The sequence below is a fragment of the Pseudalkalibacillus sp. R45 genome, from assembly GCF_052246725.1.
GTDB lineage: Bacteria > Bacillota > Bacilli > Bacillales > Fictibacillaceae > Pseudalkalibacillus.
Genome location: NZ_JBQQCL010000003.1, coordinates 54,537 through 78,432, shown reverse-complemented (window position 1 = coordinate 78,432; position 23,896 = coordinate 54,537). Strand labels below are relative to the sequence as shown.

25 protein-coding genes and 1 riboswitch are annotated in these 23,896 nt (G+C 42.9%); of the genes, 20 read left to right on the top strand and 5 right to left on the bottom strand.

All coding sequences use genetic code 11. From position 1 onward, the window contains the following. Window positions 1-7 precede the first annotated feature (7 nt). The 5 genes from ACTWQL_RS08045 to ACTWQL_RS08025 all read left to right on the top strand — a co-directional run bounded on the left by ACTWQL_RS08045 (window position 8) and on the right by ACTWQL_RS08025 (window position 7,800). Window positions 8-1,219: a D-alanine--D-alanine ligase family protein gene (locus ACTWQL_RS08045; RefSeq protein ID WP_443141933.1), complete on the top strand. Its 1,212-nt coding sequence runs from the start codon at window positions 8-10 to the stop codon at window positions 1,217-1,219. A 292-nt stretch (window positions 1,220-1,511) separates the two neighbouring features. Then, window positions 1,512-2,237, top strand: a complete 726-nt coding sequence (locus ACTWQL_RS08040) for a M15 family metallopeptidase (protein ID WP_443141932.1) — start codon at window positions 1,512-1,514, stop codon at window positions 2,235-2,237. A 375-nt stretch (window positions 2,238-2,612) separates the two neighbouring features. Then, window positions 2,613-3,755 carry an SLC41A family transporter gene (locus tag ACTWQL_RS08035; protein ID WP_443141931.1) on the top strand — a complete coding sequence of 381 codons (1,143 nt, stop codon included), beginning with the start codon at window positions 2,613-2,615 and terminating at the stop codon, window positions 3,753-3,755. Between the two features lie 166 nt (window positions 3,756-3,921). Further along, window positions 3,922-6,009 carry a peptidoglycan D,D-transpeptidase FtsI family protein gene (locus tag ACTWQL_RS08030; RefSeq protein WP_443141930.1) on the top strand — a complete coding sequence of 696 codons (2,088 nt, stop codon included), beginning with the start codon at window positions 3,922-3,924 and terminating at the stop codon, window positions 6,007-6,009. Between the two features lie 483 nt (window positions 6,010-6,492). Next, on the top strand, window positions 6,493-7,800 hold the full coding sequence (locus ACTWQL_RS08025) for a lysine N(6)-hydroxylase/L-ornithine N(5)-oxygenase family protein (protein ID WP_443141929.1): 1,308 nt from the start codon (window positions 6,493-6,495) through the stop codon (window positions 7,798-7,800). A gap of 83 nt (window positions 7,801-7,883) precedes the next feature. Here the strand turns inward: ACTWQL_RS08025 and ACTWQL_RS08020 are convergent, their stop codons facing one another. Further along, on the bottom strand, window positions 7,884-8,255 hold the full coding sequence (locus tag ACTWQL_RS08020) for a cytochrome-c oxidase (protein ID WP_443141928.1): 372 nt from the start codon (window positions 8,253-8,255) through the stop codon (window positions 7,884-7,886). 267 nt (window positions 8,256-8,522) lie between these two features. On the opposite strand from ACTWQL_RS08020, the gene ACTWQL_RS08015 reads away from it, so the two are divergent. Both ACTWQL_RS08015 and ACTWQL_RS08010 read left to right on the top strand, forming a co-directional pair. Next, a complete protein-coding gene (locus tag ACTWQL_RS08015) occupies window positions 8,523-8,726 on the top strand; it encodes a redoxin domain-containing protein (protein WP_443141927.1) in 204 nt (67 codons plus the stop codon). Window positions 8,727-8,764: 38 nt separating this feature from the next. Further along, the gene (locus ACTWQL_RS08010; RefSeq protein ID WP_443141926.1) at window positions 8,765-9,358 is read left to right on the top strand and encodes an HD domain-containing protein; all 594 of its coding nucleotides are present in this window, start codon (window positions 8,765-8,767) and stop codon (window positions 9,356-9,358) included. A gap of 35 nt (window positions 9,359-9,393) precedes the next feature. On the opposite strand, the gene ACTWQL_RS08005 is transcribed toward ACTWQL_RS08010, so the two are convergent. The 4 genes from ACTWQL_RS08005 to ACTWQL_RS07990 form a co-directional block, all read right to left on the bottom strand. Beyond that, window positions 9,394-10,329, bottom strand: coding sequence for a metal ABC transporter substrate-binding protein (locus tag ACTWQL_RS08005; protein WP_443141925.1), 936 nt, complete (start codon window positions 10,327-10,329; stop codon window positions 9,394-9,396). Between the two features lie 18 nt (window positions 10,330-10,347). After that, a complete protein-coding gene (locus ACTWQL_RS08000; RefSeq protein WP_443141924.1) occupies window positions 10,348-11,205 on the bottom strand; it encodes a metal ABC transporter permease in 858 nt (285 codons plus the stop codon). After that, the gene (locus ACTWQL_RS07995) at window positions 11,202-11,951 is read right to left on the bottom strand and encodes a metal ABC transporter ATP-binding protein (protein ID WP_443141923.1); all 750 of its coding nucleotides are present in this window, start codon (window positions 11,949-11,951) and stop codon (window positions 11,202-11,204) included. Before ACTWQL_RS07995 ends, ACTWQL_RS08000 begins: the two co-directional genes overlap by 4 nt. Window positions 11,952-12,385: 434 nt before the next feature. Further along, the gene (locus tag ACTWQL_RS07990) at window positions 12,386-14,155 is read right to left on the bottom strand and encodes a metallophosphoesterase family protein (RefSeq protein WP_443141922.1); all 1,770 of its coding nucleotides are present in this window, start codon (window positions 14,153-14,155) and stop codon (window positions 12,386-12,388) included. 97 nt (window positions 14,156-14,252) lie between these two features. Between ACTWQL_RS07990 and ACTWQL_RS07985 the strand changes: the two genes are divergently transcribed. From ACTWQL_RS07985 to ACTWQL_RS07925, 13 genes are all read left to right on the top strand, one after another. Next, window positions 14,253-14,798: a hypothetical protein gene (locus tag ACTWQL_RS07985; protein WP_443141921.1), complete on the top strand. Its 546-nt coding sequence runs from the start codon at window positions 14,253-14,255 to the stop codon at window positions 14,796-14,798. 132 nt (window positions 14,799-14,930) lie between these two features. Next, window positions 14,931-15,248 (top strand): YbjQ family protein, encoded by a 318-nt coding sequence (locus ACTWQL_RS07980; RefSeq protein ID WP_443142171.1) that lies wholly within the window; start codon window positions 14,931-14,933, stop codon window positions 15,246-15,248. A 12-nt stretch (window positions 15,249-15,260) separates the two neighbouring features. Then, the gene (locus ACTWQL_RS07975; RefSeq protein ID WP_443141920.1) at window positions 15,261-15,818 is read left to right on the top strand and encodes a GNAT family N-acetyltransferase; all 558 of its coding nucleotides are present in this window, start codon (window positions 15,261-15,263) and stop codon (window positions 15,816-15,818) included. Window positions 15,819-16,278: 460 nt separating this feature from the next. After that, a riboswitch (cyclic di-GMP riboswitch) is annotated at window positions 16,279-16,365 on the top strand. 84 nt (window positions 16,366-16,449) lie between these two features. Then, entirely contained in the window at window positions 16,450-16,812 is a 363-nt protein-coding gene (locus ACTWQL_RS07970; RefSeq protein ID WP_443141919.1) for a DUF192 domain-containing protein, read from the top strand. Continuing rightward, window positions 16,812-17,006, top strand: coding sequence for a Flp family type IVb pilin (locus tag ACTWQL_RS07965; RefSeq protein WP_443141918.1), 195 nt, complete (start codon window positions 16,812-16,814; stop codon window positions 17,004-17,006). The genes ACTWQL_RS07970 and ACTWQL_RS07965 overlap by 1 nt, the downstream gene beginning before the upstream one ends. A 66-nt stretch (window positions 17,007-17,072) precedes the next feature. After that, entirely contained in the window at window positions 17,073-17,588 is a 516-nt protein-coding gene (locus ACTWQL_RS07960; RefSeq protein ID WP_443141917.1) for an A24 family peptidase, read from the top strand. Further along, window positions 17,585-17,968: a TadE/TadG family type IV pilus assembly protein gene (locus tag ACTWQL_RS07955; protein ID WP_443141916.1), complete on the top strand. Its 384-nt coding sequence runs from the start codon at window positions 17,585-17,587 to the stop codon at window positions 17,966-17,968. The genes ACTWQL_RS07960 and ACTWQL_RS07955 overlap by 4 nt, the downstream gene beginning before the upstream one ends. 14 nt (window positions 17,969-17,982) lie before the next feature. Continuing rightward, the gene (locus tag ACTWQL_RS07950; RefSeq protein WP_443141915.1) at window positions 17,983-18,906 is read left to right on the top strand and encodes a pilus assembly protein TadG-related protein; all 924 of its coding nucleotides are present in this window, start codon (window positions 17,983-17,985) and stop codon (window positions 18,904-18,906) included. Between the two features lie 9 nt (window positions 18,907-18,915). Then, the gene (cpaB, locus tag ACTWQL_RS07945; RefSeq protein ID WP_443141914.1) at window positions 18,916-19,596 is read left to right on the top strand and encodes a Flp pilus assembly protein CpaB; all 681 of its coding nucleotides are present in this window, start codon (window positions 18,916-18,918) and stop codon (window positions 19,594-19,596) included. Then, window positions 19,586-20,449, top strand: coding sequence for an AAA family ATPase (locus ACTWQL_RS07940; protein ID WP_443141913.1), 864 nt, complete (start codon window positions 19,586-19,588; stop codon window positions 20,447-20,449). Before cpaB ends, ACTWQL_RS07940 begins: the two co-directional genes overlap by 11 nt. Next, window positions 20,446-21,879, top strand: a complete 1,434-nt coding sequence (locus tag ACTWQL_RS07935) for a CpaF family protein (protein WP_443141912.1) — start codon at window positions 20,446-20,448, stop codon at window positions 21,877-21,879. The genes ACTWQL_RS07940 and ACTWQL_RS07935 overlap by 4 nt, the downstream gene beginning before the upstream one ends. Continuing rightward, on the top strand, window positions 21,879-22,838 hold the full coding sequence (locus tag ACTWQL_RS07930) for a type II secretion system F family protein (RefSeq protein ID WP_443141911.1): 960 nt from the start codon (window positions 21,879-21,881) through the stop codon (window positions 22,836-22,838). The genes ACTWQL_RS07935 and ACTWQL_RS07930 overlap by 1 nt, the downstream gene beginning before the upstream one ends. Before the next feature lie 4 nt (window positions 22,839-22,842). Further along, a complete protein-coding gene (locus tag ACTWQL_RS07925) occupies window positions 22,843-23,760 on the top strand; it encodes a type II secretion system F family protein (protein ID WP_443141910.1) in 918 nt (305 codons plus the stop codon). Window positions 23,761-23,896 lie beyond the last annotated feature (136 nt).

The following is a 23,896-nucleotide window of genomic DNA, read 5'->3' as shown; positions in this document are numbered from 1 at the left end:
GGATTGAATGAAAATCAAAGTGGGCGTCTTTTTTGGCGGCGTATCAGTAGAACATGAGGTATCGGTCATCTCAGCGCTGCAAGCGATCAACGCGATGGAACGTGACCGTTATGAACCGATTCCAATCTATATCAGCAAAAATAAGAACTGGTATACTGGCGAAGCGCTATTGGAAATTGAAAACTACAAAAATTCGAATGAACTGTTGAAGCAATGTGAGCGGATCACGATCACGACGAACGAGCAAGGACGTCCTGTCATCAACAAGCACACAACAGGTATGTTCAGTAAAAAACTTATCTCAGAAATCGATGTCGCTTTCCCTGTCATCCACGGTACGTTTGGGGAAGACGGGATTTTACAAGGATTCTTCGAGCTTCACGGGATTCCGTATGTCGGATGTGACGTGTTCTCCTCTGCTGTTGGCATGGATAAAGTGATGATGAAGCAGATTTTACGTGATTCAGGCCTGCCGATTCTGGACTATGTATGGTTCTATTCTTCCAAATGGATGAACGGTCAGGAGGCACTTGTCGCTAAAATCGAAGGTGAACTGAGCTATCCAGTCATCATAAAACCTGCAAACCTCGGTTCCAGTGTCGGAATAAGCAAAGCGACCAATCGTGAAGAGCTTGAAGAGGCTGTTGAACTCGCAATGGAATTTGCAACAAAAATCGTCGTCGAAAAAATGGTGACGAGCTTACAAGAGGTCAACTGCTCCGTTTTAGGTGATTATGAAGAAGCCGAAAGCTCAGTCTGCGAGGAAGTATTAAGCAGCACAGATATCCTTACGTATCAAGATAAATATCAAAGTGGAGGCTCTTCAAAAGGCGGTGGCGCTTCTAAGGGGATGGAAAGTACCAACCGGAAAATCCCTGCAGAACTTTCTGCTGAAAAGACTGCTGAGGTGCAAGGACTTGCGAAGGAAACTTTCCAAACATTGGGCTGCTCTGGTGTTTCTCGTATTGACTTTTTAATCGATAAAACCACTGAAAATGTGTATGTAAATGAAATCAACACCATTCCTGGATCTCTCTCATTCTATCTTTGGGAACCTACAGGGAAATCGTTCAAGGAATTGACGAGTGATATGATCCAGTTAGCGCTCAAGAGAGAGCGTGAGCGCGAGTCCCTGACATTCTCTGTCGACTCGAACCTCTTTGCACTTCATAGCGGAGGTAAAGGCGGGTCCAAAAGTAAGTTAGGATCAAATCAATAAGCTGTTATTTGCCCAAGAGGCTGTCCAAACACTTGTAGGACCGCCTCTTTTTGCGTTTTTATGGGGTTAAAAGCAGGAAGTGGAAGGGTGTTAACCGAAATTAGTAATATCGTGATTTTTGTCCTGATTTTTGCTTGGGTGGCATGTCCAGGTTTTGATTTTGTATGACTAGGGCAGAAGAATGATAGACCAACAAAAACTTACATCTGAAACGAATACTTTACTAAACTTTAAAAAATTGACAGCATGATTTACATAAGTAAGTAGTCCTTAAGAATGGAGGCTTTTCTCAATGAATCGAAACGACTATCCCGTACCACATGTTCAGCCGCTGGAGGATTGGAAACAGGTGCCGATCAGAGAAAACAAGGAAGAGCTCATCTCTTTGAAGAATGTAGATTCTGAGCTGCTGGTTGTTGTACCGCAATATCACGAAATTGGTCTTCCAGGTGCATTGAACGACTGTTATGTCCGGCGTGAGGTAGCGATCAAACTGGTGGATGCGGCTAGAAATCTGCCAAATGGTCATAAACTGATGATTTGGGATGGGTGGAGACCGTTCGCCGTGCAAAAGCAACTCTATGATTCTTATCTGATGAAGCTTTCGCAGGAACACCCGGAATGGTCGGAGGAAAGGCTCCGTGAAGGGACCCGACAATTTGTATCCTATCCTTCAGAAAGTGAAGCGGCACCAGCACCACATATCACTGGCGGCGCAGTAGATGTGACGATTGTTGACGGAAATGGTGATCCGCTTCCTATGGGGACAGCGTTTGATGATTTCAACGAACAAGCCTGGACACATTATTATGATGAAAAGAAAGCAGATGGTGAAAAACTGAGTGAGGAAGAGGAAATTTTTCTTAAAAATCGCAAGTTATTGATCCATGTGATGACCTCTTCAGGATTCACAAACTATACTGCTGAATGGTGGCACTTCGACTACGGCAACCAATGGTGGGCAAAACGAAGCGGAGAACCAGCAGCCAAATACGGACTCGTACATCTCGAAGTTTGATAAAGTGACCTATCGCAGCACATGCGATAGGTCTTTCTTATCTTATAGTGTCCTGTCTGAATCCGGGCTTTATTGGGACATCAAAAGGGGATTGAGACAGCACAAGGGAAAAAGGTGGCACTCCTGTCTCATAACGAGCTTTATTGGGACAGCACAAGAGGAAAAAAGCAGGGCTCCTGACCAAAACGGGCTTTATTGGGACAGCACAAGAGATAAAACCAGCGACATTGTCCCAATCCGTACCTCATCCGGCCCAGCATTGAGCTCGAAAAATATCATAAGTCTTACTTTAAGTTATTTTGCCTCCTAGTCTATCACTTTCCTGCATATAGATGTAAAATAATAGTAGTTCATAAGCAGGGGGCAAATATACATATGTACGACAAGCATGAGTATAAGAAATCGTTTAAGAATATCAGTATTTTGTTTTTTGTGGCGATGTTTCTATTGCTGATCATCGCAATTTTCCTTACTATCTTCACAGGAACTTTCACCTGGAACGGTCTCTACATTTCAATCATCAACTCGTTGATCGGGGTCATGATTCCGCTCGTCCTGTTCAATATTCTCTATGATAACTTCACGAAGTCTTACCACAACCGTGAAGTATCTGACCGTATAACAGAGGCGCTTATCGTAAAGGAAGAGTTGATTGACCGTTTTTCTGATGATACAAAACGTGAATTCATCCAGAAGACGACGGCTTCTCTTTTAGGAAAAACGGAAGGCAATATGCTTTACAGTACACTGATGGCACCATACTTGAACAATCGGTACAATTTCCGCCGCAACTTCAAATATTACATATCCTACACGGAACACGTGCCATTACAAAGCGAGTGGTTCGATATCGATGACGACGCCTATTACTGGGTGAAGCAAGAGCTTTCTTTTTTTAAAAACCTAAGCTCCTACAACATTGAAAATAACAGCATTTCTGTCGGTTTTTCATACAAGGAAAGTACTCTCGATGCCCTTTACAACAGAGAAAACTTCTTTTTTCGTGAAAATCTTTGGGTGAACGATGAGCATATCGAGCTGTTGCAAAGCTTCAGTGACGAAGAAATGCGCCGTTTTGTAGAAGAGGTGCTGAACTTTCGGTTTGAATTTAATGATGAAGAGATTCCGTACACAGTCCGGAATAATCAGGAAATTGAAGGTTTTTATCTGCATTTCCATCTGCCTGATTTGATTAAAGTGGAAGAGAATACGGAGCATAAGTTTAAAATCCTCTTCCAGATGCCTCAGCTGAAATCTCAGAAAAAATTCATCGCCATCATTTCGGAACCGACCTATTCGGTAGATATTCTGTTCACCCACATCCATGAAAAGGTTGATGTCGTTGCGATCCCGTTCTTTGATGATGCAGAAGCTATCAGCAAGCTGCCGAATGATATCATAAAAGTGGAGATTGACCGCTGGGTTTTACCAAGATCTGGAGTCGTTTTCGTTTGGGATGAAAAAGCTCAAATCATCAAACCTCAAGTTGAGGAGAAGCAGGAAATGCTTGAATACTGAACGTTGAAACTGTCCCTGAAAAGAGGCAGTTTTTTTGTCTAGGACTAAAGTATTCTTTTTCGTTTTTTGACATGTGTTTGTAAAAAATAATACAAAAATGCAACATTTACCATGCGTTAGCGTCTATAATAGTAGTAGAATATCGTACTAAAAGGGGAGTGATGGGGTGGATAACGAAAATAAAAAGAAGAAGAAAAAATTCCTCCCAGCAAGGCTCAACCTACTTTTTATGGTTGTGTTTATTTTATTTACCATATTGATCATCAGGTTAGGGTTCGTCCAAATTGTGAACGGGGAATACTTTAAGACGCAATCGGAAATGACGACGAATATAGAAGCCTCTGTGCAGACAGAGAGAGGGAAAATGTTTGATCGGCACGGAGAGCTAGTAGTCACAAATATCCCGTCGTTCGCATTGACATATATACGCATACAGGGCACATCAGCAGAAGAGCATTTAAGATATGCTGAGAAAATTGCTTCGTTGATTAAGATGCCGACCAAAAAAATAACCAAACGAGACTGGCAGGACTATTGGGTTCTTAAACAAGGAAAAACACCAGCAGGAGCATTCAAAGCATATGAAATGAAGCTCACAGAAGAAGAATTGAATTCAAAAGAGATTGAGGATAGTGAGAAATATAAATTGGTCCTCGATCGGATCACGGAAGAGGACCTTAAACCTCTAAAAAAGGATGAAGAGCAAGAACAAATCCTCGCCGTCAAACGGGAATTGGACCGGGCGACCAACCTGGATGTCACATTTGTTAAAACAGGTTTGACTGAGAAGGAAATGGCCGTAATCGGCGAGCATCTTGGAGAACTTGAAGGACGCTTCGGCATTGCCTCTACGGCAACACGTGCTTATCCTCAAGGTGAAGAGTTTTTCTTTGGCAGTATCAAGTCTATTCCAGCTGACCGAGTCGATCATTATCTGCTAAAAGGATACGCAAGGAACAATCTAGTTGGCACAAGTTACCTTGAAACGCAATATGAAGGCCTATTAAAGGGGAAAGATAAGACCTATACATTCACAACGACAAAAGACGGAAAGCCAATCGGAGCCCCTGAAATTTCAACAGGAACCCGTGGGCACGACCTCGTTTTGTCGGTTGATATGAATCTGCAAAACAAAATAGGAAAAATTTTAGAAGAAAAAATAGCACTAGCACGCGGCAGAGGCGATGGTCCAGTAAACAGTGCTTATGTTGTCATGATGGATCCGAACACTGGAGAAGTCCTCGCTATGGTAGGCAGAGAATATGAGAACGGAAAGTTTATGGATGACTCCTATGCCACACTGCAAAAAGCTTTTGAAATGGGATCTACGGTCAAAGGAGCAACTGTACTCGCAATGCACCAAATGGGAGGGGCACCTGTCATTAATGATAAATCTGTTCATATGCAGGGAAGGAAGCCTTTCAGTTCTTATGGAGGCAATAACATCGGTGTTGTTAACGATATACATGCGTTAGAACAGTCGTCTAACGTTTACATGGGCGTTGGAATCGGACGATATGCGGGATTCGGCATATCGGATCAAGGTGGACATTATTTTGCAAATGTTAACAAACGTCCTAAATATTACGAGACCATTTATAAATTACGAGACGTTTATAGTTCAGTGGGTATGGGCGTAAAGACAGGTATTGACTTACCGGAAGAAGCACTTGGTTATGAAGGAAATATAGAAGCCACGGAAGCAGGTAAATTATTTGACTATACGATTGGGCAGTACGATACGTATACACCTATCCAGATGGCGCAGTATGCATCAACGATTGCAAATGGGGGATACCGAATTCAGCCACATTTATTGAAAGAAGTTCGCTATTCAATGGGAACAAATGAACTTGGCCCCCTTGTATCCAAGTTTGAAACGAAAGTCATTAACACTATAGACAACACTAAAGAAGAGATCAACCGTGTGAAGGAAGGATTTTACATGGTAACGCATGGTTCAAGAGGAACAGCTCGTGAATTAAATGATACGATGATAGCCGGTAAGACGGGAACTGCACAGAGAATAGTCGGACCTGGTGCCTACAACCTAACATTCATCGGTTATGCCCCATACGATAACCCTGAAATTGCATTTTCGGTAGTTGTGCCAAGTCTAAATGGTGGACACGTGAACGTCGAGATTGTTGACGAGATTGTAAAAGCCTACAATGAAGGATATACACCTGAAGATACGGAAGCAGAAGATGATGAAGCAACTGATGCAGAATCGGAAGAAACAACTGAAGAATAAAATGGTTTGATCGGCACCCTGGTAATGTCGATCTTTTTTTCATTTAAAGAAAGTGTATATACTTTCTTCAATATCAGCGCAACTAAGGCTCAGCCTGTGCCAAATGCTTGGCTTTGCCAAGTTTTCTTTAGTTTAAGAGAAGTTCATTAAGTGAAAATATAGAAAGAGATTTGAATTTTTCCTGTTAAACACACTAACACTAGCATCGACAAGATTTGCGATCTGTCAATCAATCGTTTGTTTGAAGAGGGAGACCAGTTCGACAAATATTTTATTCCTCAATCAAATGTTTGATTATACCGATATTTCCGCTTTCCAACAAGGATTTTGGATTCAATCAAACGTTTGTTTAAACTCGAAACCACTTACATTTTTTAAACATCAATCAAACGTTTGTTCCACTTAAAGAAAGTATGAAAATACTTTCTTCAGTTTTCTTTAAACAACAGTTATCGTAGTAGTCAAAGCAAAGGACGTGGCGAGATGAATAATAAAAACGTTTACGACATGATTGGGATCGGGATTGGACCATTCAACTTGGGGTTGGCCGCTTTAATCGATCCAATTGATGAGCTGGACGCTCTGTTTTTTGATCAAACATCGAAGTTCGAGTGGCATCCTGGAATGTTGCTAGAGGGTTCTGATCTTCAGGTTCCATTCCTCGCAGACCTGGTTACGCTGGCAGATCCGAAAAGCCCATATACGTTTTTGAATTATCTTCATGAAAAGGACCGGCTTTTTAAATTCTACTTTTTTAACCGATTTGATATCCCGAGACGTGAATATAGTGATTACGCAGCCTGGGTTGCATCAAAACTGGAAAGTTGTTTATTTGAAAAGAGAGTCGTTGGAGTCGAGTACATAAAGGACGAGCAGCTTTATGAAGTTCATGTCAATGATACCGAAACTCAGGCGATCGAGAAGTTCCATGCCCGTCATATCGTCATGGGCACGGGAAGTGTTCCGATGGTGCCGATGGATACAGAAGGATGCTCATCTGAAGATGTTTTCCATTCCAGCCAATACCGTTTTTACGAGGATGAGGCGAAGGATTCAGGATCAGTTACTGTCATCGGTTCGGGGCAAAGTGCTGCAGAAGTATTTTACGAATTATTACTTGATCAGGATAAAAAGGGCTATGAACTGACCTGGTACACGAGATCGGCAGGGTTCATGCAGCTGGAGTCGGCAAAGCTTGGGCAGGAGGTCTTTTCCCCTGACTATATCGCTTACTTCCACCAGTTATCTTTTGAGGATCGGAAGGATGCCCTTTCAACACTCGGTCAGCTACGCAAAGGAATCGATCCTGAAACACTGAAGCAAATTTATGATCTTCTTTATCATCGATCAGTTGACGAGAACGCGAAGAAGGTCACGATCCAGCCATTGACAGAAGTGACGAAAATCGAGCCTGCAAACGAAGGTCCGGGTTATCAGCTATCCTGTCATCAATGGCAAAAGGATGAATCGTTTACACACCTGTCTGAAAAAGTTGTCCTCGCGACAGGTTACAAGCCGCATATTCCTGAGTGGTTTGAAAAATTCAGTGATGAAATCGAGTGGGAGGATGAAAAACGCTATAAGGTGACCTTCGATTATCACTTACAGTTCAACGCTGATCGTCCGAATCATATTTTTACATTGACAAATTTAGAGCATTCCCATGGTGCAGGGGCGACCAACCTTGGCTTGTCCGTGTTCCGAAATCAGAAGATCATTAATAAGATTGCGGGCAAGGAACTTTATAAAGTTTCTCATGACACCGTCTTTCAACAGTTTGAATCGAAATAAAAAGAGGTGCTCCAAACCGGGCACCTCTTTCATCAAAAAATTGGATGCGGCCAAAAGTGCCACTACACTCAGAGGAAATTTCCTCAACCTTCTGCTTTTACATTTTTCAAGATGTTGATTACGAACAGCAGGATGCTGATGACGGTGATGGTAGCACCTACTGCGATTACATTTTCGAATTGCTCGTGTCCATAAACGAAAAGGGTAAGGCCAACCATCATGACCGGAAGTCCAATGTTGTGACCCCAAAAATGGATTTTAGCGAGCCGTGTTTCGGCAGCTTTAGGAAAAAGATGATAGATGATACCCGCCAGTGTAAGTGCCGTCCATCCTAGCAAGTTGATGTGTGCATGTACAGGCGTTAAGCTGAACGCATGCTCCATCGACATGTACATTCCGATCAGCACACCAAGCGCGAAGTAGACTGCTGAAATTTTGATCAATTTAATACTCATATGATTCCACCTTTCTCACAAAATTTTCCTAACAGTAATGTATACGAGTCGCCCATCATTTTTAGCACTTTTGGAGAGGGCCGAATGTCTTAGCGAATCGAAATACCAATGTTTAGAGCTTTGAAATAAAGGGATACTTTAAAGGTGAACGTTGCAAATGAAGGAGGTTTTATCGAATGGAAGCACCATTGGAAGTAGGACAAGCTGCTCCGGACTTCAATCGACCACATTTACGCGCACAATGTATTTGCTGCAAGTCTTGGAACATTGCCTTATCCGCTTTTATCGGATTGGTTCAAGAAAACGGCAAGGGATTATGGCGTCTTGAACGAGGAAAACCAGACTGCAAAACGATCCGTATTTTTGGTAGATAAAGAAGGGATTCTCCGTTATAAAAATACCGAGTTTGACGCGAATGATCGCAATCAATACCTCGATGTCTTTTCTCATTGCAAGCATCTTTGTGTATAATTTAGAGGAGAAAATGAGAGACAGAGGGGGAGAACGTTTTGGATATCACTCGTTTACAGCAACAGATGGGATTTTTGATTGAAATTGATAAGCTGAAAAATGTATTGAGGCAAACCCATATCACAGGAGAAGTGCGTCAGGAGAACGATGCAGAGCATTCATGGCATTTAGCTATGATGGCGCTTATTCTCGATGAGTATGCAAATGAAAAGGGGATCGATATCCTGCATGTCATCAAGATGCTTCTCATTCACGACCTGGTAGAAATCGATGCGGGGGACACCTTCGCGTATGATGAAAAAGGGTATGAAGATAAGGACGAAAGGGAAGAGCAGGCTGCAGAGCGGATCTTCTCGATTTTACCAGACGATCAAGGTGATATGGTCTATACACTCTGGCGGGAATTTGAGGACAGGGAAACACCTGAAGCAAGGTTTGCAGCGGCGTTGGATCGTTTGCACCCAATGCTCCTCAACTTCGCAACTGAAGGGCTTGCCTGGAAAAAGCACAACATCAAAAGAGAACAGGTCATGAAGCGTAATGAAACGATCGCGGAAGGGTCAGAAACCCTGTGGGAATATGCCCAGGCGGTCATTGAAGACGCGGTAGAAAGTGGATATTTGAAAGATTGAAACGGGATGGCTCACGACGAGCCATCCCTTCAAAATTAATGTTTGTTCAGTTGTTCTCTGATGGTATCGATGTTCCATTTCATCATATCGATGTAAGTGTCACCGTCTTCACCAGGTTTCCCGAGGGAGTCGGTGAAAACCTTACCTCCGATCGGTACACCTGTTTCACGAGACACAGTTTCCATGCTGCGAGCGTCGATACTCGTTTCAAGGAAGAGCACTTTGACATCCTTTTCTTTGATCAGGTCGACTACCTGACGGATTTGATCCGGTGAGCCCTGATTTTCAGCGTTGATCTCCCAAATGTAACCCGCTTCAATATCATAGGCAGCACTGAAGTATTTGAAAGCACCTTCACTTGTGATCAGATAGCGTTCTTCTTTCGGAATCTCACTGAAACTGGTCTTCGCTTCTTCGTGAAGTTTCTCCAGTTTGCTTATATATTCTTCTGCATTCTTTTCGTAGGTTTCTTTATTTTCCGGGTCGACCTTGATAAGACCGTCTCTCACATTTTCGACATACTTGATCCCGTTGGAAATATCAAGCCAAGCATGAGGGTCTTCTTCCCCCTCTTTACCTTTCGTCGTTAAGTATTTCGGTTCGACACCCTCGCTTAGTTTGAATACTGGGGCATCTTCACCATCTTTTCCAGTTGTGCCGAGTAATTTTTCAAACCATGAATTTCCGGCTTCCAGGTTTAAACCATTGTAGAAGACAGCATCTGCATCGGCTGTTTTACTGACGTCTTCTGGAAGGGGGTCGTATTCATGCGGGTTGGCTCCGATTTTAACCATACTATGGACTTGAACCTTATCTCCGCCCACATTTTTGACCATATCCTGAAGGATGGAGTAGGTCGTCACAACTTGAAGCTTCTCATTATCAGGTGGTTCCTCAATATTGGTGCTGCAAGCTGCAAGTAACAGCGCCATCAACACCCCTACAAATAGAAAATACGTTTTCTTGAGCATTTTTTCATGTTCCCCTCTCTAGTTCGCTAATGAAGCTCTTTTTCTTGATTTGATGACTTTTCGGATGAAGCCGTGCCTTGGTGACAACAAGAACACAGCTATGAACATTGTTGTTGATACGAGTACGATTGTCGCACCAGATGGAAGATTATAGATAAAGCTGTAATACAATCCGATAACAGAAGCGAGGACACCGAATCCTGCTGAAAGATAGATCATGACCCATAAACGATCAGTCAAAAGGTATGCGGTGGCAGCCGGTGTGATCAGCATTGCTACGACAAGAACGATTCCCACTGTTTGCAAGGAAGCGACCGTCACCATCGTGAGCATCGTCATCAATAGGTAATGGATCAATTTCGTCGATAGACCATAAGCTGAAGCCATCGTCGCGTCGAAGGAAGTGACAAGCAGCTCCTTGTAAAAGAAATAAACGCCTGCGATGACAAGGATCCCGATGACCAATGTGACCCACATGTCTGATGGCCGGACAGCAAGTACGTTACCGAATAGTATGTGATACAAGTCTGTACTGCTTTTCATAAAAGTAATTAAAATGATCCCGGCCGCAAACGCAAAGGTGAACAGGATTCCGATGGCCGTATCGTTCTTCAGACGGCTGTTCTGGCTGACAAATCCGATTCCAATGGCAGTCAATACGCCAGTGAATACTGCTCCGAAGAAGAAGTTGATACCGAGCATGTAAGAGATTGCGACCCCTGGCAGGACTGCGTGGGAAATCGCATCTCCCATCAAAGCCATTCCTCTTAAGATGATGAAACATCCGATGACACCGCAAATGATTCCTACCATAACCGAAGTGATCAATGCTTTTTGCAAAAATTCGTAGTGGATGATGGCTTCAAAGAAGTTCATGCCTGATTCACTCCCATATCGTTATTCATGAATGCGAGCGGATTGCCATACGCCTTGGAAATCGTGTTCGCTTCTAATACGTCAGTCACATCACCTTTAGCGATCAGCTCTTTATTCAATAAGATCAATTCATCGAAATACACATTCGCTTTACTGAGGTCATGGTGGACGACCAGCGTTGTTTTTCCTTCTTTCTGCAATTCTTTTAAAATTTGAATGATCGTGTTTTCGCTTGAAACATCAACACCGACAAATGGTTCATCTAAAAAGAGAATGTCTGCCTGCTGGGCGAGTGCTCTTGCTAAAAAGACACGCTGCTGCTGTCCTCCTGATAGCTCTCCGATCTGCCGTTTACTGTAATCCTGCATGCCGACACGTTCTAAACATTTGTAAGCCCACTCACGTTCTTTCTTCTTCGGGCGTTTGAATAGACCGAGATGCGGATACGTTCCGATCGTGACAGCATCGAGGACGTGGATCGGAAAATCCCAATCGATATCATTCCGTTGTGGTACGTATGCGATTTTCTTCCTCACTTTTTTCACTGGGTTTCCAAGAACTTCGACTTTGCCCGTTTCGGATGGAATCAGCCCCATCATCGCTTTGATCAACGTCGATTTTCCAGCTCCGTTAGGACCGATGACCCCGACAAGAGCTCCTTCATCTAATTGAAACGACACGTCTGTCAAAGCGACGTTCCCGAGATAAGACACGTTCAAATTATTGACGGTTAAAGCATTTGACATTCTGTTACACTCCTTCCTGTTAACATTTTTTTGGTTCTTTCATTTTTTATATGCTCTGATGCTTGTGTGCGTAACTAACAACATTCACCTTGTAAATAAAAGTTGTGCGCGTGCAACTTTTTCGTAAAAAATAAAAATGACTTTTAGTGACAGTCATAATATATGCCTGATTATAAAAATGTTTCCCATATACAAAACTTAAATCATTCGAATCTGATTGTCAACAGAAAACTTTTGATGATTATCGACAAAAGAAAAGCTCCCGGAGGAAATGGCTCATCCGAGAGCAAAGAGGGGGAGAGTTATATAAGTTCTTTTAAAAAAGATTAAGGTTAGCGATGAAAAACAAGCAGTGGAAATATACGAGACTCCTGCGGGAAAAGCGAGTATATTTCCACGCCATTACAATGGAAATATTGTTAAGAAAACAGCTTTTAATTAATATCAATTTCTTTCGTACTGTTCGCTGGGACTGTCAATTCAACTTCGATATATTGTTTATTACCAGAAGCGACATTTTGTTTCACTTCACCTATAGAAACAGTATAGTCACCTTTTACTACATAAATGGGAACAGTGATTGTCATATCTTTTTTCAATCGGTTCGTGACGGTGACTTGCTGTTCTGAAGCGGTGCCGTCGTTCTGATTTGCATAGCTGGATTCCAGGGACATGATTCCAGCAGTTGTATCCCCGTTTTGATAAACAGGTACCGAGTGGCCTGGTTCTTCGTAGTTATAGTCAGTGATCTTTCCATCCTTCATCTGGAATGGACGGAATCCGACCCATGGCTTTCCGGACAGTTCAATAGCAGTTGTAGTCGTGTAAAGGATGCCATCTTTTTCGGTTACATCGTCAATATGCGTGTGGCCGTGCAGGCTGATATCGACATTGTATTGTTTCATGACGTCAATCAGTTCATGAGCATTTTCACCATGCCATTGCTGATCATATTTGATGCCGAGCTTTTCTCCGAGCGCTAAGGTTTCAAGATTTTGAGGATTGTGTTGGGCATCATACTGCTTCCAGTATTCCTGAACTTCTTGATCATCTTTTGGCCAAATGTCACGGTCACGCCAGAGCGGATTATGATGGGAGAATAAACCTTTGACTTGACCGGCCTGTGCTGTATCTTCATTTTTCTTCAAGTCTTCTTTTACCCAATCAAGCTGCTTTTGTCGGATTTGACCGCCCCACGTGGGAACGGACACAGTTCCATGGCCGCTTCGGTCGAATTTATGCCAATCGAACGAGTTGTATCCGATGAAATGAGCGTAAGGGCCATAATCAAATGAGAAGTATTGCGGACCAAAATATTGTTCCCAGTATTCCGCCCCATCAGCAAGCGTCGCGTCTTGCGCATAGTAATCATGATTACCTGGAACAAGATAGACAGGGACATCCAATTTTTGCAGCATCTTATACGTTTCTTCATATTCGTAGATGTACTCTTGCGGATTCATTTGACCGTACATCAGATCCCCTGTTACGACAACAAAGTCAGGGTTTTTCATGTTGACTTCCTTGATCGCTTTTTGCAGGTAAAGCCACCGTTTTTCAGGATCTGGATCCCACATGCCAGCTTCCTTCACACGGCCTGGATCTATGGATGATGGATCATCATGGTCACCTAGGTTACGAGGTGAACCGATGTGGGTATCCGTCAGGTGTAAGAAGGTGAAATCCTTTTTATATTCGTCGACCACTTTCACGGAATGGGGCTGTTCATCCGTTTTACGTTGTCCGTTAGAAGTGTATTCGATTTCTAAGTCGTACAGTTCCTCAGGTATGTTTTCAGGGATTTGAACCGTTACATCATAAATGGTAGAACTATCTTTCCAATGTGAGTCTCCAGATGAAACCTTCTTGACAGGTAGATCGTATGTTTCTGTAAATGCAGAATGATTTGTCGGTTTAAGCTTAATACTCCAGCTTCCAGCTTTTTTCCCATGGCTGTCGATTTTTACTGTGAGGGTCTGCCCCTTCTTTTTGATAGCGGGTGTTGCAAAGAGTGGATAGATGATGTCATTGACTTTCGGATCGACCGCGATGTTCGGTGCTTCATCTAAAAAATTCGTCGTATTCCCGATCCCGCCGTCCTGTTGACCAGTTGTATCTAAAGGTCCTTCAACAGCATTCGCTGTCACCGGTATGATTAATGAAAGAGCTGCTATGAAAAATAAAACCTTTTTAGACCAGTGCATATGTGTGTAACCTCCTGTGTTATATTCGGAGTCAGTTTAGCACTGGATTGTAAAGCAGGTTTAAAAAGCAAGTAAAAATAAGTTAGGGGGATTGTAAATGCAAAAGGATGTCATAGAAAGGGTTTCACAGGAATTAAATAAAAAAGAAGTCCTATGGGGGATCGGCGGGTCACATGTTCTGTATGAACATGGGCTCGATATCCGTCCTAGTGACGTGGATCTTGTGATTGCAGGTGAAGATTCAGAAAAAGCGAAGGACGTACTTGATCGTATTGCTGAAAAGTTGCCAAGCGAGACGAAACCGCCATATAAAACGAAACATTTTAATACCTATCTAATTGAGGGTGTATCGATCGATTTCATGGCAGGTTTTGCAGTGTTACATGACTCAGGCGTTTATGAATTGATATTTGACCAACAATCGATTGCCTATCATGACGAAAACATTCCATATACTTCCCTGGAAGATTGGTTTGTTCTTTATCACTTGATTCCGAAAAAAGGGAAAAAAGCTGATCTTATTGAATCTTATTGGAAAGAAAATGGCGTCAAGAATCCTTACTTACTGAAGAGGGCATCCGATCGACCTTTACCTGAAATGGTGAAACAACGAATTCACAAATGCTTGTCTTTGATGAGGTGAAAAATGTCCAGATATAAATCTCTCATATTGCTTTTGACGGTCGTCTTCCAGGGAGCAGCAGTTGTTTTCTTGTTTTTCAACTTCTGGGTCTCGATCTTGTTGTTCTTCATTTACGGAATTGCCATGTTAGCACTGTTCATAGTGACTACTGATACTGTTCCTGGTAAAGAAGTCATCGAGTTGAAAGGGTTTGTAAAAGGGAGTACCATTCAGGCTAAGCATGTTGGAAAAGATATTCTCGCAGGACTGAAGACGATCATCGGGGGCGAAATCCGAGAATACAACGAAATGATGGAGCAAGCCCGTAAGATCGCGATTTCAAGGATGGTCGAGGATGCAAAAGCAAAAGGTGCAAATGCGATTGTTGCCTGTCGTCTGCAAACGTCTTCTGTGATGGCGAATGCTTCAGAAATCGTAGCGTATGGAACAGCGGTGAAAATCAACGAATAGAGGGGGACAGTCATGATCGAGATTCGAAAACTGACACCAGAGGATGCGGAGGATTATTTTAAGCTGAGATTGGAAGGACTGAAAAAGTTTCCTGAAGCCTTTGCATCTTCTTATGAAGAAGAAATTGAACGAAAAGCTGAACAAGTGGCAAACCGATTAAGAGCACAGAATCCTGATACACATTTTACAGCCGGAGCTTATTATGACAGGGAACTCATCGGAATCGGAACGTTTTTGCAACGAGAACGCAACAAAACGAAACACAAAGGTGATATCGTAGGAGTGTATGTCGCAAAGCACTTCCAAAGGAATGGTATCGGGTTCAAGCTTTTGCAGTATTTGGTAGAAGAAGCAAAGAAAATAGAGGATTTGGAACAGATCCTTCTGACGGTGGTGTCGGAAAACAGATCAGCCATCCGGTCGTATGAAAAGTTAGGATTTGAAGAATATGGCCTGGAAAGACGCTCGCTTAAAATCAATGGCTACTACTATGATGAATCGTTGATGATGCTGATGTTGAAAAACGGAACGGAAATCGAGGAAGCCAAAGAGGCGTTGGATATTCCATAATCACAAGTTAAAACAAAAACGAACTCTCCTTTCAATAGGGGAGTTTTTTACTTGTGTAAAAACAGAGCGATTGGTCCTGAATGTATGGTCGTTTCTGATTCTGAATATCTATGAACCTTTTAAGGTGAAAACAAGAAAAGAATCTTTCGTACCAGGAAAAAGGTTTAGGTACAAAGTATATGGGGGTGCTTTTTCAACCTTTATTAGAACATATATCGTTCTGTTTTAAAAACTTTTAAGTAAAAGGTTTAGAAATGAATCCAATGACCTAGTTAACGGGATTTTATTACCAATATATAACATATTACGACAAACTATAGTAATGCTGATTTTTCCATTTTAGTAACAAGTATCCACTAAATGTTCAGAAAAATTTAATAATATTGACTGATGTATTAAAATTTTCCATTTCGTATGATGAAGTTACAAAATATCGGATTCAACGACAAACATCGATGAATCTCGATAAAGGCAAAACTGGTGAAAGCCAGGGGCGCAAAACTACAGGGGCTAAGGTGCACGTGCACTAAGCCAGCCAGTTACCGAAAGATCCAAGGGGTGTTTTTGTTTTGTGCATGACCCTGCTTTCGGTAAAGGCAGGGTATTTTTTGTTGAAGAAGGAGGTGGAACCGTGGAACTCATTAACCAGTCAAACGGGATCGTCATCGCGGAGAAAGTCATTCCCGCATATTCATTTTTCAAAAGATTAAAAGGACTTATGTTTACCTCATCATTTCCCGAAGGTTATGCCGTCCACATACAACCCTGTCGATCGATCCATACGTATTTTATGAAATACGAAATCGACGTGCTTTATCTCAATGATGAATATGAAATCATTGCAGCTGAAAGCTACGTCCGTCCCGGGGAGTTTGGAAAACTTCACAAAGGGACTACGTCTGTCATCGAGATACCAGCAGGAACCATCCACAAGACGAAAATCGAACCTGGACAAACCGTCCAAATAAAAAATCTAAAGGAGCGAGTATCATAATGGAAAAATTAAAAGCATTGATCACAGAAGAACAAGGACAAGGTATGACTGAGTATGGATTGGTATTGGGAGTTATTGCAGTAGCGGTTGTAGGTATTTTAATTACTTTCAGAGGTGAAATTGAGGAGTTATTCAATGAAGCAGTTGATGCAATTGATAGTCGTCCTACTGAAGAATCTACTCCTACAAACTAATAAATTAACAACGAGGTTGGCTCCTCTTTTTGAGCCAACCTTTTTTAAAAGAAATGAGGGAATCGAATGATTTTCGATATAGTACTACTCATAATCCTGATCATCTGTGTCATTACCGATATTCGCAAACGACTCATTTACAATAAGGTGATTTTTCCTGCACTTATCCTTTCTTTCATCTTGCATCTTATTGTTAATGGTTGGTCGGGTCTGGTCACCTCTCTTCTAGGTTTCCTTTTAGGGTTCGGCATCTTATTGATTCCTTATTTCATGGGAGGGATGGGACCTGGTGATGTAAAGCTGCTTGCGCTAATCGGAGCATTGAAGGGACCAGCATTCGTTTTAAATACCTCGATCTATATGGCGTTGCTTGGAGGTTTGCTGGCGCTTGGAATCATCATTTTCAGTGGTGGAGCGTTCAAGCGGTTGAAATATTACTTTCATTGGCTATATGCCAAGAAAAATGGCTTAAAAGTCCCTTTAGCTTTAACAAAGGATTCAATGAAAGCGACCTATCCATACGGAGTGGCGATTGCTGGGGGAGCGATTCTTAGTTTTGTCGGGAAGGCGTGGTTTTCATGATCAAAAATGAAAAAGGACAGTCCATGGTGGAAATGGCGCTCGTTTTACCATTGCTGTTACTTATTTTGATGGGGATCTTTGATTTCGGCAGGATCATGTATACATATATGCATCTTCAATTGGCGACACAGGAGAGTGTCCGCCTGGGTGGATTAGGGCGCGATGATGCAGCGATCATCGATTTCGCTCGTGATTACATTCATGTCGGGGACTCTTCAGATCTGCAGGTCAACATTTCACCCAATGACTCGACAAGGGATTCAGGTGACTATATGACCGTGACTCTAGAGTATCCGGTCGATTATCTTACACCTTTAATGTCTAAAATACTGCCTTCACCAGTCTTAGTGAAAACGGATTCAACCATCAGAGTGGAGTGAGGAGGCAAGTTATCATGAAGAAAAAATTGAAAGTACTTAGAGAAGAAGCTGGCAGTACAATCGTTCTAACCGGACTTGCCATGTTAGCCTTGATCGCGATCATGGGACTTGTTATTGACGGCGGATCTTTATTCATGACGAAGAGTCATCTTCAAAAGGTGGCGAATGCAGCTGCTCTATCAGGAGCACAGGAATTAACGGTCAATGAGTCTGAGGTTCGCAACGTAGTCAACAAGGTCCTTACAAAGCATGCCGAACTGGATAGTCTTGAGGACATGAAAATCGAGCTGGAAGATAAGGTTGGTGTCGATCTAATAAAAGAGGTTCCCCTTTATTTTTCTTCCCTATTCGGAAAAGAGTCTGTCCCAGTAAAAGTCCATGCTGCAGCTGAAATCGGACCGATAGGGGAAGCCGTCGGCGTTGCGCCTCTTGGGATTGATAGGTCTGTCAATCCTCAACCGTACCAGGAATATACCTTGAAGGTTGGACCTCATGATAATGATACGGGCTTTTTCGGGATTCTTGGATTGGGAGGACCAGGGGCAGATACATATAAGGAAAACCTACGTAATGGCTATCAAGAGCCCGTTAAATTTGGTGATATTATTGAGACGCAAACAGGAAATATTGCTGCCACAAGAAGTATAATAAACGATCTTGTCAACCAATGTACGGTAACAGAAGAGGAGATGAGGGCGGGAGCGAATCCGCGCGATTGTGACAGGATTCTGTTGATCCCGATTTATGAACCTGAAGATGATGATCAAAATCAATTGAAATCCATCAAAATAGTTGGATTCGCACATTTTTATATTACAGAACCGATTGATAAACACAGTGATGAAATTACCGGGATATTCGTCAGTCAAACAGACACGGGTTTTATCGATAACACGATTGAAGATTTCGGAGCTTATGCAATCAGACTAACAGAGTAGGTGAACATAGTGAGGTCAAAATTAGTTTTAACATTAGCGATCATCATGGGGATCATCACGACTGTGCTTTTTTTCAACTATATGAAGCAATACGATGCACAGACGGTCGCAAATAAAAATAAAATTAAAGTTGTCGTGGCGGCTCAAGAGATCAAGCGGAATGTCTCGATTACGAAAGATATGCTGGAAACGAGGCTCATGCCCGAGGAAGGAATCCACACGAATACAATCACAAACCTGGATACAGCAGTAGGACAGTTTTCTACAGCCGATATTGCGCAGGGCGAAGCGTTGTTGACGAATCATCTAAAAACCTCAAAAGAGGAAGAGCTGTTTGTTTCGCGTAAGATCCGTGATGGTTTCAGAGCTGTTTCAGTCGGGGTGAATTTGCCTCAATCTGTATCGAATTTGCTTGAGCCTGAAGACCAAGTGGATGTCATTAACACAGTTAAAGAAAAAGACAAACTCGTTTCAAAGATTGTAGTCGAGAATGTGACAGTCCTGGCAGTTGGAAGACGTATGGTTGAAACGACTGAAGGCGAAGAGTTCGTCGAATATACTTCTGTTACGCTTGAAGTAATGCCGAATGAAGCTGTGAAACTAGCAAACGCAACAGAATCAGGACCATTACATATCGCACTTAGAAGCAGGGTCAAGGCTGATGAGGAGGCTGCTTCGGATGACAACTAACACCGTTGAACAAAAAGAACGAACTGAAACACAAAAACGAAAGCGCGGAGAGATGATCGCTGTATGCAGCGCGAAAGGTGGAGTTGGCCGTACAATCATGACGGTCAACTTGGCCGTTGCCTTATGTAAAAAGAACATAAAAGTCGGGGTGTTGGATGGCGACTATATGTTTGGGGATGTCGGGCTTGCCATGGACTTGCAATCTGCTTTTACGATGAAGGATGTGATCGAGGATATCAATGATCTTGACGAAGTGACACTCGAAAGCTATTTCAGCAGACATGAAAGCGGGGTCCGTGTCCTTTCTGCTCCAGACCGGCCGGAGTACTCAGAGCTTGTGACGAAGGAGAATATCAGTAAGATTCTCGATCTCATGCTTTCGCAGTTCGATTATGTCGTCGTCGATACTGGAGTCGGATTACAGGATCAGACGCTGCCATTGCTTGAAAAAGCGGATCAAATCTTGATGCTCACCAATCTGGAAATGACGACCTTGAAAAATACGAAACTGATGCTGGAGACGCTTGATGCGATTGATTTGAAAGATAAAGTGACGACGGTGGTCAATCGCTCAACGATGGAAAGTGTCATCAATTCCTCTGATGTCCCTGATATTTTAGAAGAGTCGGAGCTTCAATATATTCCGAATGATTTTCAAATTGCCTCCCAATCGTTGAATATCGGGATCCCTTTTGTCGTAAACCAGGGAAAAACCGAGCTTGCGAAGGCAGTCATGAAGATGGCAGAGCAGCTTACATCAAGACGAGAGATCAAAGTCTATGAATCTGCTGAGCCTTCATTCCTCTCTAAATTCTTTCAAAGGTCTAAACGAAGTAAGGAGGGTAAAGCGTGAGTCTACTTCAAAAGGTCAAAGCGAAGAACCAGGAAAAGATCAATAATGGTGAGCAAGTAGAAGTTCAGATCGAACCCACCAGCCCAAAACCGGACATTGTCTCCAGCTTCCGCCCGCAAAAGAAACAAGTGAAGGATGATAAAGTACAAGAAAAAGAGCAGCAGAAGTTCAATAAGCATCAAGAACTGAAAAATCGATTACATAAAAAAATATTAGAAGAAATGAACAGCAACGATGATGTCGAAACGATCATTCCAAATTTGGATGCGATGGCCGTTGAGATCATCAAAGAGGATGAGCAATTCCGGGGAGCGATCGATCGGAAGAAGGTTGTTGAAGAACTCACCCATGATCTGACTGGCTTCGGTCCGATCAACCCATTACTCATGGATCCTGAGGTGACTGAAGTCATGGTCAACGGGCCGGGAATGGTCTACATCGAACGGAAAGGAAAGCTGATGCTGACGGGCATCCGTTTTCGGGATGATGAACACGTGATGAACATCATTGAAAAGATCGTTTCGCCGCTCGGACGGCGGATTGATGAAAGTTCTCCGATGGTAGACGCACGTTTACCAGACGGGTCGCGTGTGAACGCGATCATTCCACCGCTGGCGTTGAACGGACCAACGCTTACGATCCGGAAATTTGCGGCAGACCCGTTCAAGATTGATGACCTTATTTCTTTCGGTACGTTGACTCGTGAAATGGCGACATTTATTGAAGCGTGCGTTAAGGCGCGGCTCAATATTTTTGTTTCTGGAGGAACCGGCTCGGGTAAGACGACGACGCTTAATGTCCTATCTTCCTTCATTTTTAATGATGAACGGATCGTCACGATTGAGGATGCAGCGGAATTACAGCTCGGGCAGCCACACGTCATTTCACTTGAATCGCGTCCTCCTAATATAGAAGGAAAAGGGCAAATCGCGATCCGGGACCTTGTACGGAATTCATTACGTATGCGTCCTGATCGGATCGTCATCGGGGAGGTCCGTGGGGCTGAGGCTCTCGATATGCTCCAGGCAATGAACACGGGTCATGACGGATCATTAGCGACGGGTCACTCGAACAGCCCGCGGGATATGATTTCACGGCTTGAAACGATGGTATTGCTTGCTGGGGTTGAACTTCCTGTAAAAGCGATCCGAGAACAGATTTCAGGAGCGATCGATCTGATCATCCAACAGTCCCGATTGAAGGATGGTACGAGGAAAATCACGAAGATCACCGAAGTCCAGGGCCTTGAAGGAGATGTCATCGTCTTGCAGGACATTTTTGAATATCAGCAGGATGGTATTGATGCAGAAGGTAAAATCAAAGGCAGATTGGTACCGACGGGTGTACGACCGAAATTTTATGACCTGTTGGAGCGCTCTGGATTGGATATTCCTCCAAGTGTCTTTGTGTCTGAGGAGGACTGGGGCTGATGCATTATTATTTGATCGTATTGGCATCCTTCACTTCCTTTTTATTCTTTTATGCGATTTTTCATATGACATTTCTTTCAGACAAACGTATGATCAAGCGGATGAATTATTATTTGTCGAGTTATAACAAATCAAAGCTTGAACGGAAAAAGTTCAACCTATTTCTGGAGCTCCAGTTATCGAAACAGCGACTACGCTCGAAGGTCTCGAAAAAGAAAAGCAAAAAGCTTGAAAGCATGCTGCGTAGAGCCGGGGTTCCATTGAAGCCGGAGGAGTTCATCCTGTTCCGGTGGATTTCAACCGCTTTAGCTGCTGGATTTCTTTTTCTGATATCGGGCAGTATTCTGATGCTGATCATCGGTGCTGTAGGTGGCTATATGCTGCCGATCATGTGGGTCAAGAAAAAGGAAAAGAAACGGATTCAAAAGTTCAATGATGGACTAGCGGATATGATTTCAACGGTAGTTGGCTCGTTACGTGCAGGGTTCAGTTTTCCGCAAGCTCTCCAAACCGTTGTCGAAGAAGCAGATGACCCGATCAGCAGTGAAATCGGTTTTGTGTTGAAGGAAATGCAATACGGCAGTTCGCTTGAAGATGCATTGAATGAATTATATGAGCGGATGCCGAGTGAAGATTTGGAACTGATGATCCAGGCGATCTTGATCCAAAGGCAGGTTGGAGGTAATTTAGCGACTGTCCTTGATAAAATTGTCCAGACGATCCGGGACCGTACGAAAATCCAGAGGCAGATCAGTACGCTTACCGCTCAGGGAAAGCTTTCTGGTATCGTCATCGGCTTGCTCCCGCTCATTTTAGGATTGGTTCTTTATCTGATCGAACCAGAGTACATCGGTACATTGTTCACACATATCATTGGTATGGGTCTATTGGGAGCCGGTCTTATTTCTGGAATTATCGGATTCATATTAATTAGAAAAGTAACAACGATTGAGGTGTAAAGAGATGATGTATATCAGTTTCTTCGCTGCGGTTACGTTATTTCTTTATTCCATTTACGTTTATCGAAGCGAAAAAAAAGAACCTGTAAAACGGAGATTGGATGCTTTTGTCGGTAAAAAAGCAGAAGCTGAGGAAGATGAAAATGATGCAACAACAAAACCGTTACATGTCCGCTTTCTGAGTCCGCTTTGGAAAGAGTTCCGTAGAGGATTCAAGAAAAAGATGCAAGGGGAGAAACAAGCCAAGCTAGAAGTGAAATTGCTTCAAGCGGGAAATCCATTCGGCATGACGACGTTTGAGTATCGCCTCATCCAGCTCGGTCTGATCTTGATCATCCCATTTTTAGCTGGAGGGTGGGGCGCATTATCAGGATTTGAATTGGGAGGCATCCTTCTGTCGGTATCATTTGCGATGCTGATTGCAATCATCCTTCCTCCTTATTATTTGAAAAGTAAAATGAAAGCTCGTTCACAATCTGCCTTACGCGAGCTTCCGGATGTCTTGGATCTTCTGACTGTCAGTCTTGAAGCGGGACTCGGATTTGATGGCGCACTCAGTAAGGTCGTTTCGAAAAAAGAAGGCGTCTTATCGACAGAATTCCACCGCTGTCTTGAAGAAATCCGTTTAGGAAAAACACGGAGGGAAGCGCTGCGTGGAGTAAGGGAGCGGCTGACCGTAGATGAAATCAACATCTTGATCAGCAGTATTCTACAGGCTGAAAAGCTCGGAATCGGGATGGTCAATGTCTTGCGCGTCCAATCTGAAGAAGTACGCGATCAACGAAAACAGCGTGCTGAACAAGAAGCGATGAAAGCACCGGTCAAAATGCTTTTTCCGCTTGTGTTGTTCATTTTTCCAAGTCTGTTCATTGTGTTATTAGGACCAGCAATCATCCAATTTGTTGAAGCATTCAGTAAATAATATTTACATTCTTAAATTGGTAGCATATAATGGAAACAGATTAAAGGACTTGAAGGAGGTTTTGTATTATGTACAAATTCATTGAGATGGTTAATAACACGTTAATTGTATATGATGCACAGCCTATAGAGGATGT

Bases quoted from the DNA above. Each gene is read 5' to 3' on its own strand.
- ACTWQL_RS08020 (WP_443141928.1), bottom strand. From the start codon at position 8,255: ATGAGTATTAAATTGATCAAAATTTCAGCAGTCTACTTCGCGCTTGGT.
- ACTWQL_RS07995 (WP_443141923.1), bottom strand. From the start codon at position 11,951: ATGTCAAATGCTTTAACCGTCAATAATTTGAACGTGTCTTATCTCGGG.
- ACTWQL_RS07990 (WP_443141922.1), bottom strand. From the start codon at position 14,155: ATGCACTGGTCTAAAAAGGTTTTATTTTTCATAGCAGCTCTTTCATTA.
- ACTWQL_RS07925 (WP_443141910.1), top strand. From the start codon at position 22,843: ATGATGTATATCAGTTTCTTCGCTGCGGTTACGTTATTTCTTTATTCC.
- ACTWQL_RS08005 (WP_443141925.1), bottom strand. From the start codon at position 10,329: ATGCTCAAGAAAACGTATTTTCTATTTGTAGGGGTGTTGATGGCGCTG.
- ACTWQL_RS08000 (WP_443141924.1), bottom strand. From the start codon at position 11,205: ATGAACTTCTTTGAAGCCATCATCCACTACGAATTTTTGCAAAAAGCA.
- ACTWQL_RS07950 (WP_443141915.1), top strand. From the start codon at position 17,983: ATGAAGAAAAAATTGAAAGTACTTAGAGAAGAAGCTGGCAGTACAATC.
- ACTWQL_RS07930 (WP_443141911.1), top strand. From the start codon at position 21,879: ATGCATTATTATTTGATCGTATTGGCATCCTTCACTTCCTTTTTATTC.
- ACTWQL_RS08045 (WP_443141933.1), top strand. From the start codon at position 8: ATGAAAATCAAAGTGGGCGTCTTTTTTGGCGGCGTATCAGTAGAACAT.
- ACTWQL_RS07965 (WP_443141918.1), top strand. From the start codon at position 16,812: ATGGAAAAATTAAAAGCATTGATCACAGAAGAACAAGGACAAGGTATG.
- ACTWQL_RS08025 (WP_443141929.1), top strand. From the start codon at position 6,493: ATGAATAATAAAAACGTTTACGACATGATTGGGATCGGGATTGGACCA.
- ACTWQL_RS08040 (WP_443141932.1), top strand. From the start codon at position 1,512: ATGAATCGAAACGACTATCCCGTACCACATGTTCAGCCGCTGGAGGAT.
- ACTWQL_RS07960 (WP_443141917.1), top strand. From the start codon at position 17,073: ATGATTTTCGATATAGTACTACTCATAATCCTGATCATCTGTGTCATT.
- ACTWQL_RS07955 (WP_443141916.1), top strand. From the start codon at position 17,585: ATGATCAAAAATGAAAAAGGACAGTCCATGGTGGAAATGGCGCTCGTT.
- ACTWQL_RS07940 (WP_443141913.1), top strand. From the start codon at position 19,586: ATGACAACTAACACCGTTGAACAAAAAGAACGAACTGAAACACAAAAA.
- ACTWQL_RS08035 (WP_443141931.1), top strand. From the start codon at position 2,613: ATGTACGACAAGCATGAGTATAAGAAATCGTTTAAGAATATCAGTATT.
- ACTWQL_RS07985 (WP_443141921.1), top strand. From the start codon at position 14,253: ATGCAAAAGGATGTCATAGAAAGGGTTTCACAGGAATTAAATAAAAAA.
- ACTWQL_RS07975 (WP_443141920.1), top strand. From the start codon at position 15,261: ATGATCGAGATTCGAAAACTGACACCAGAGGATGCGGAGGATTATTTT.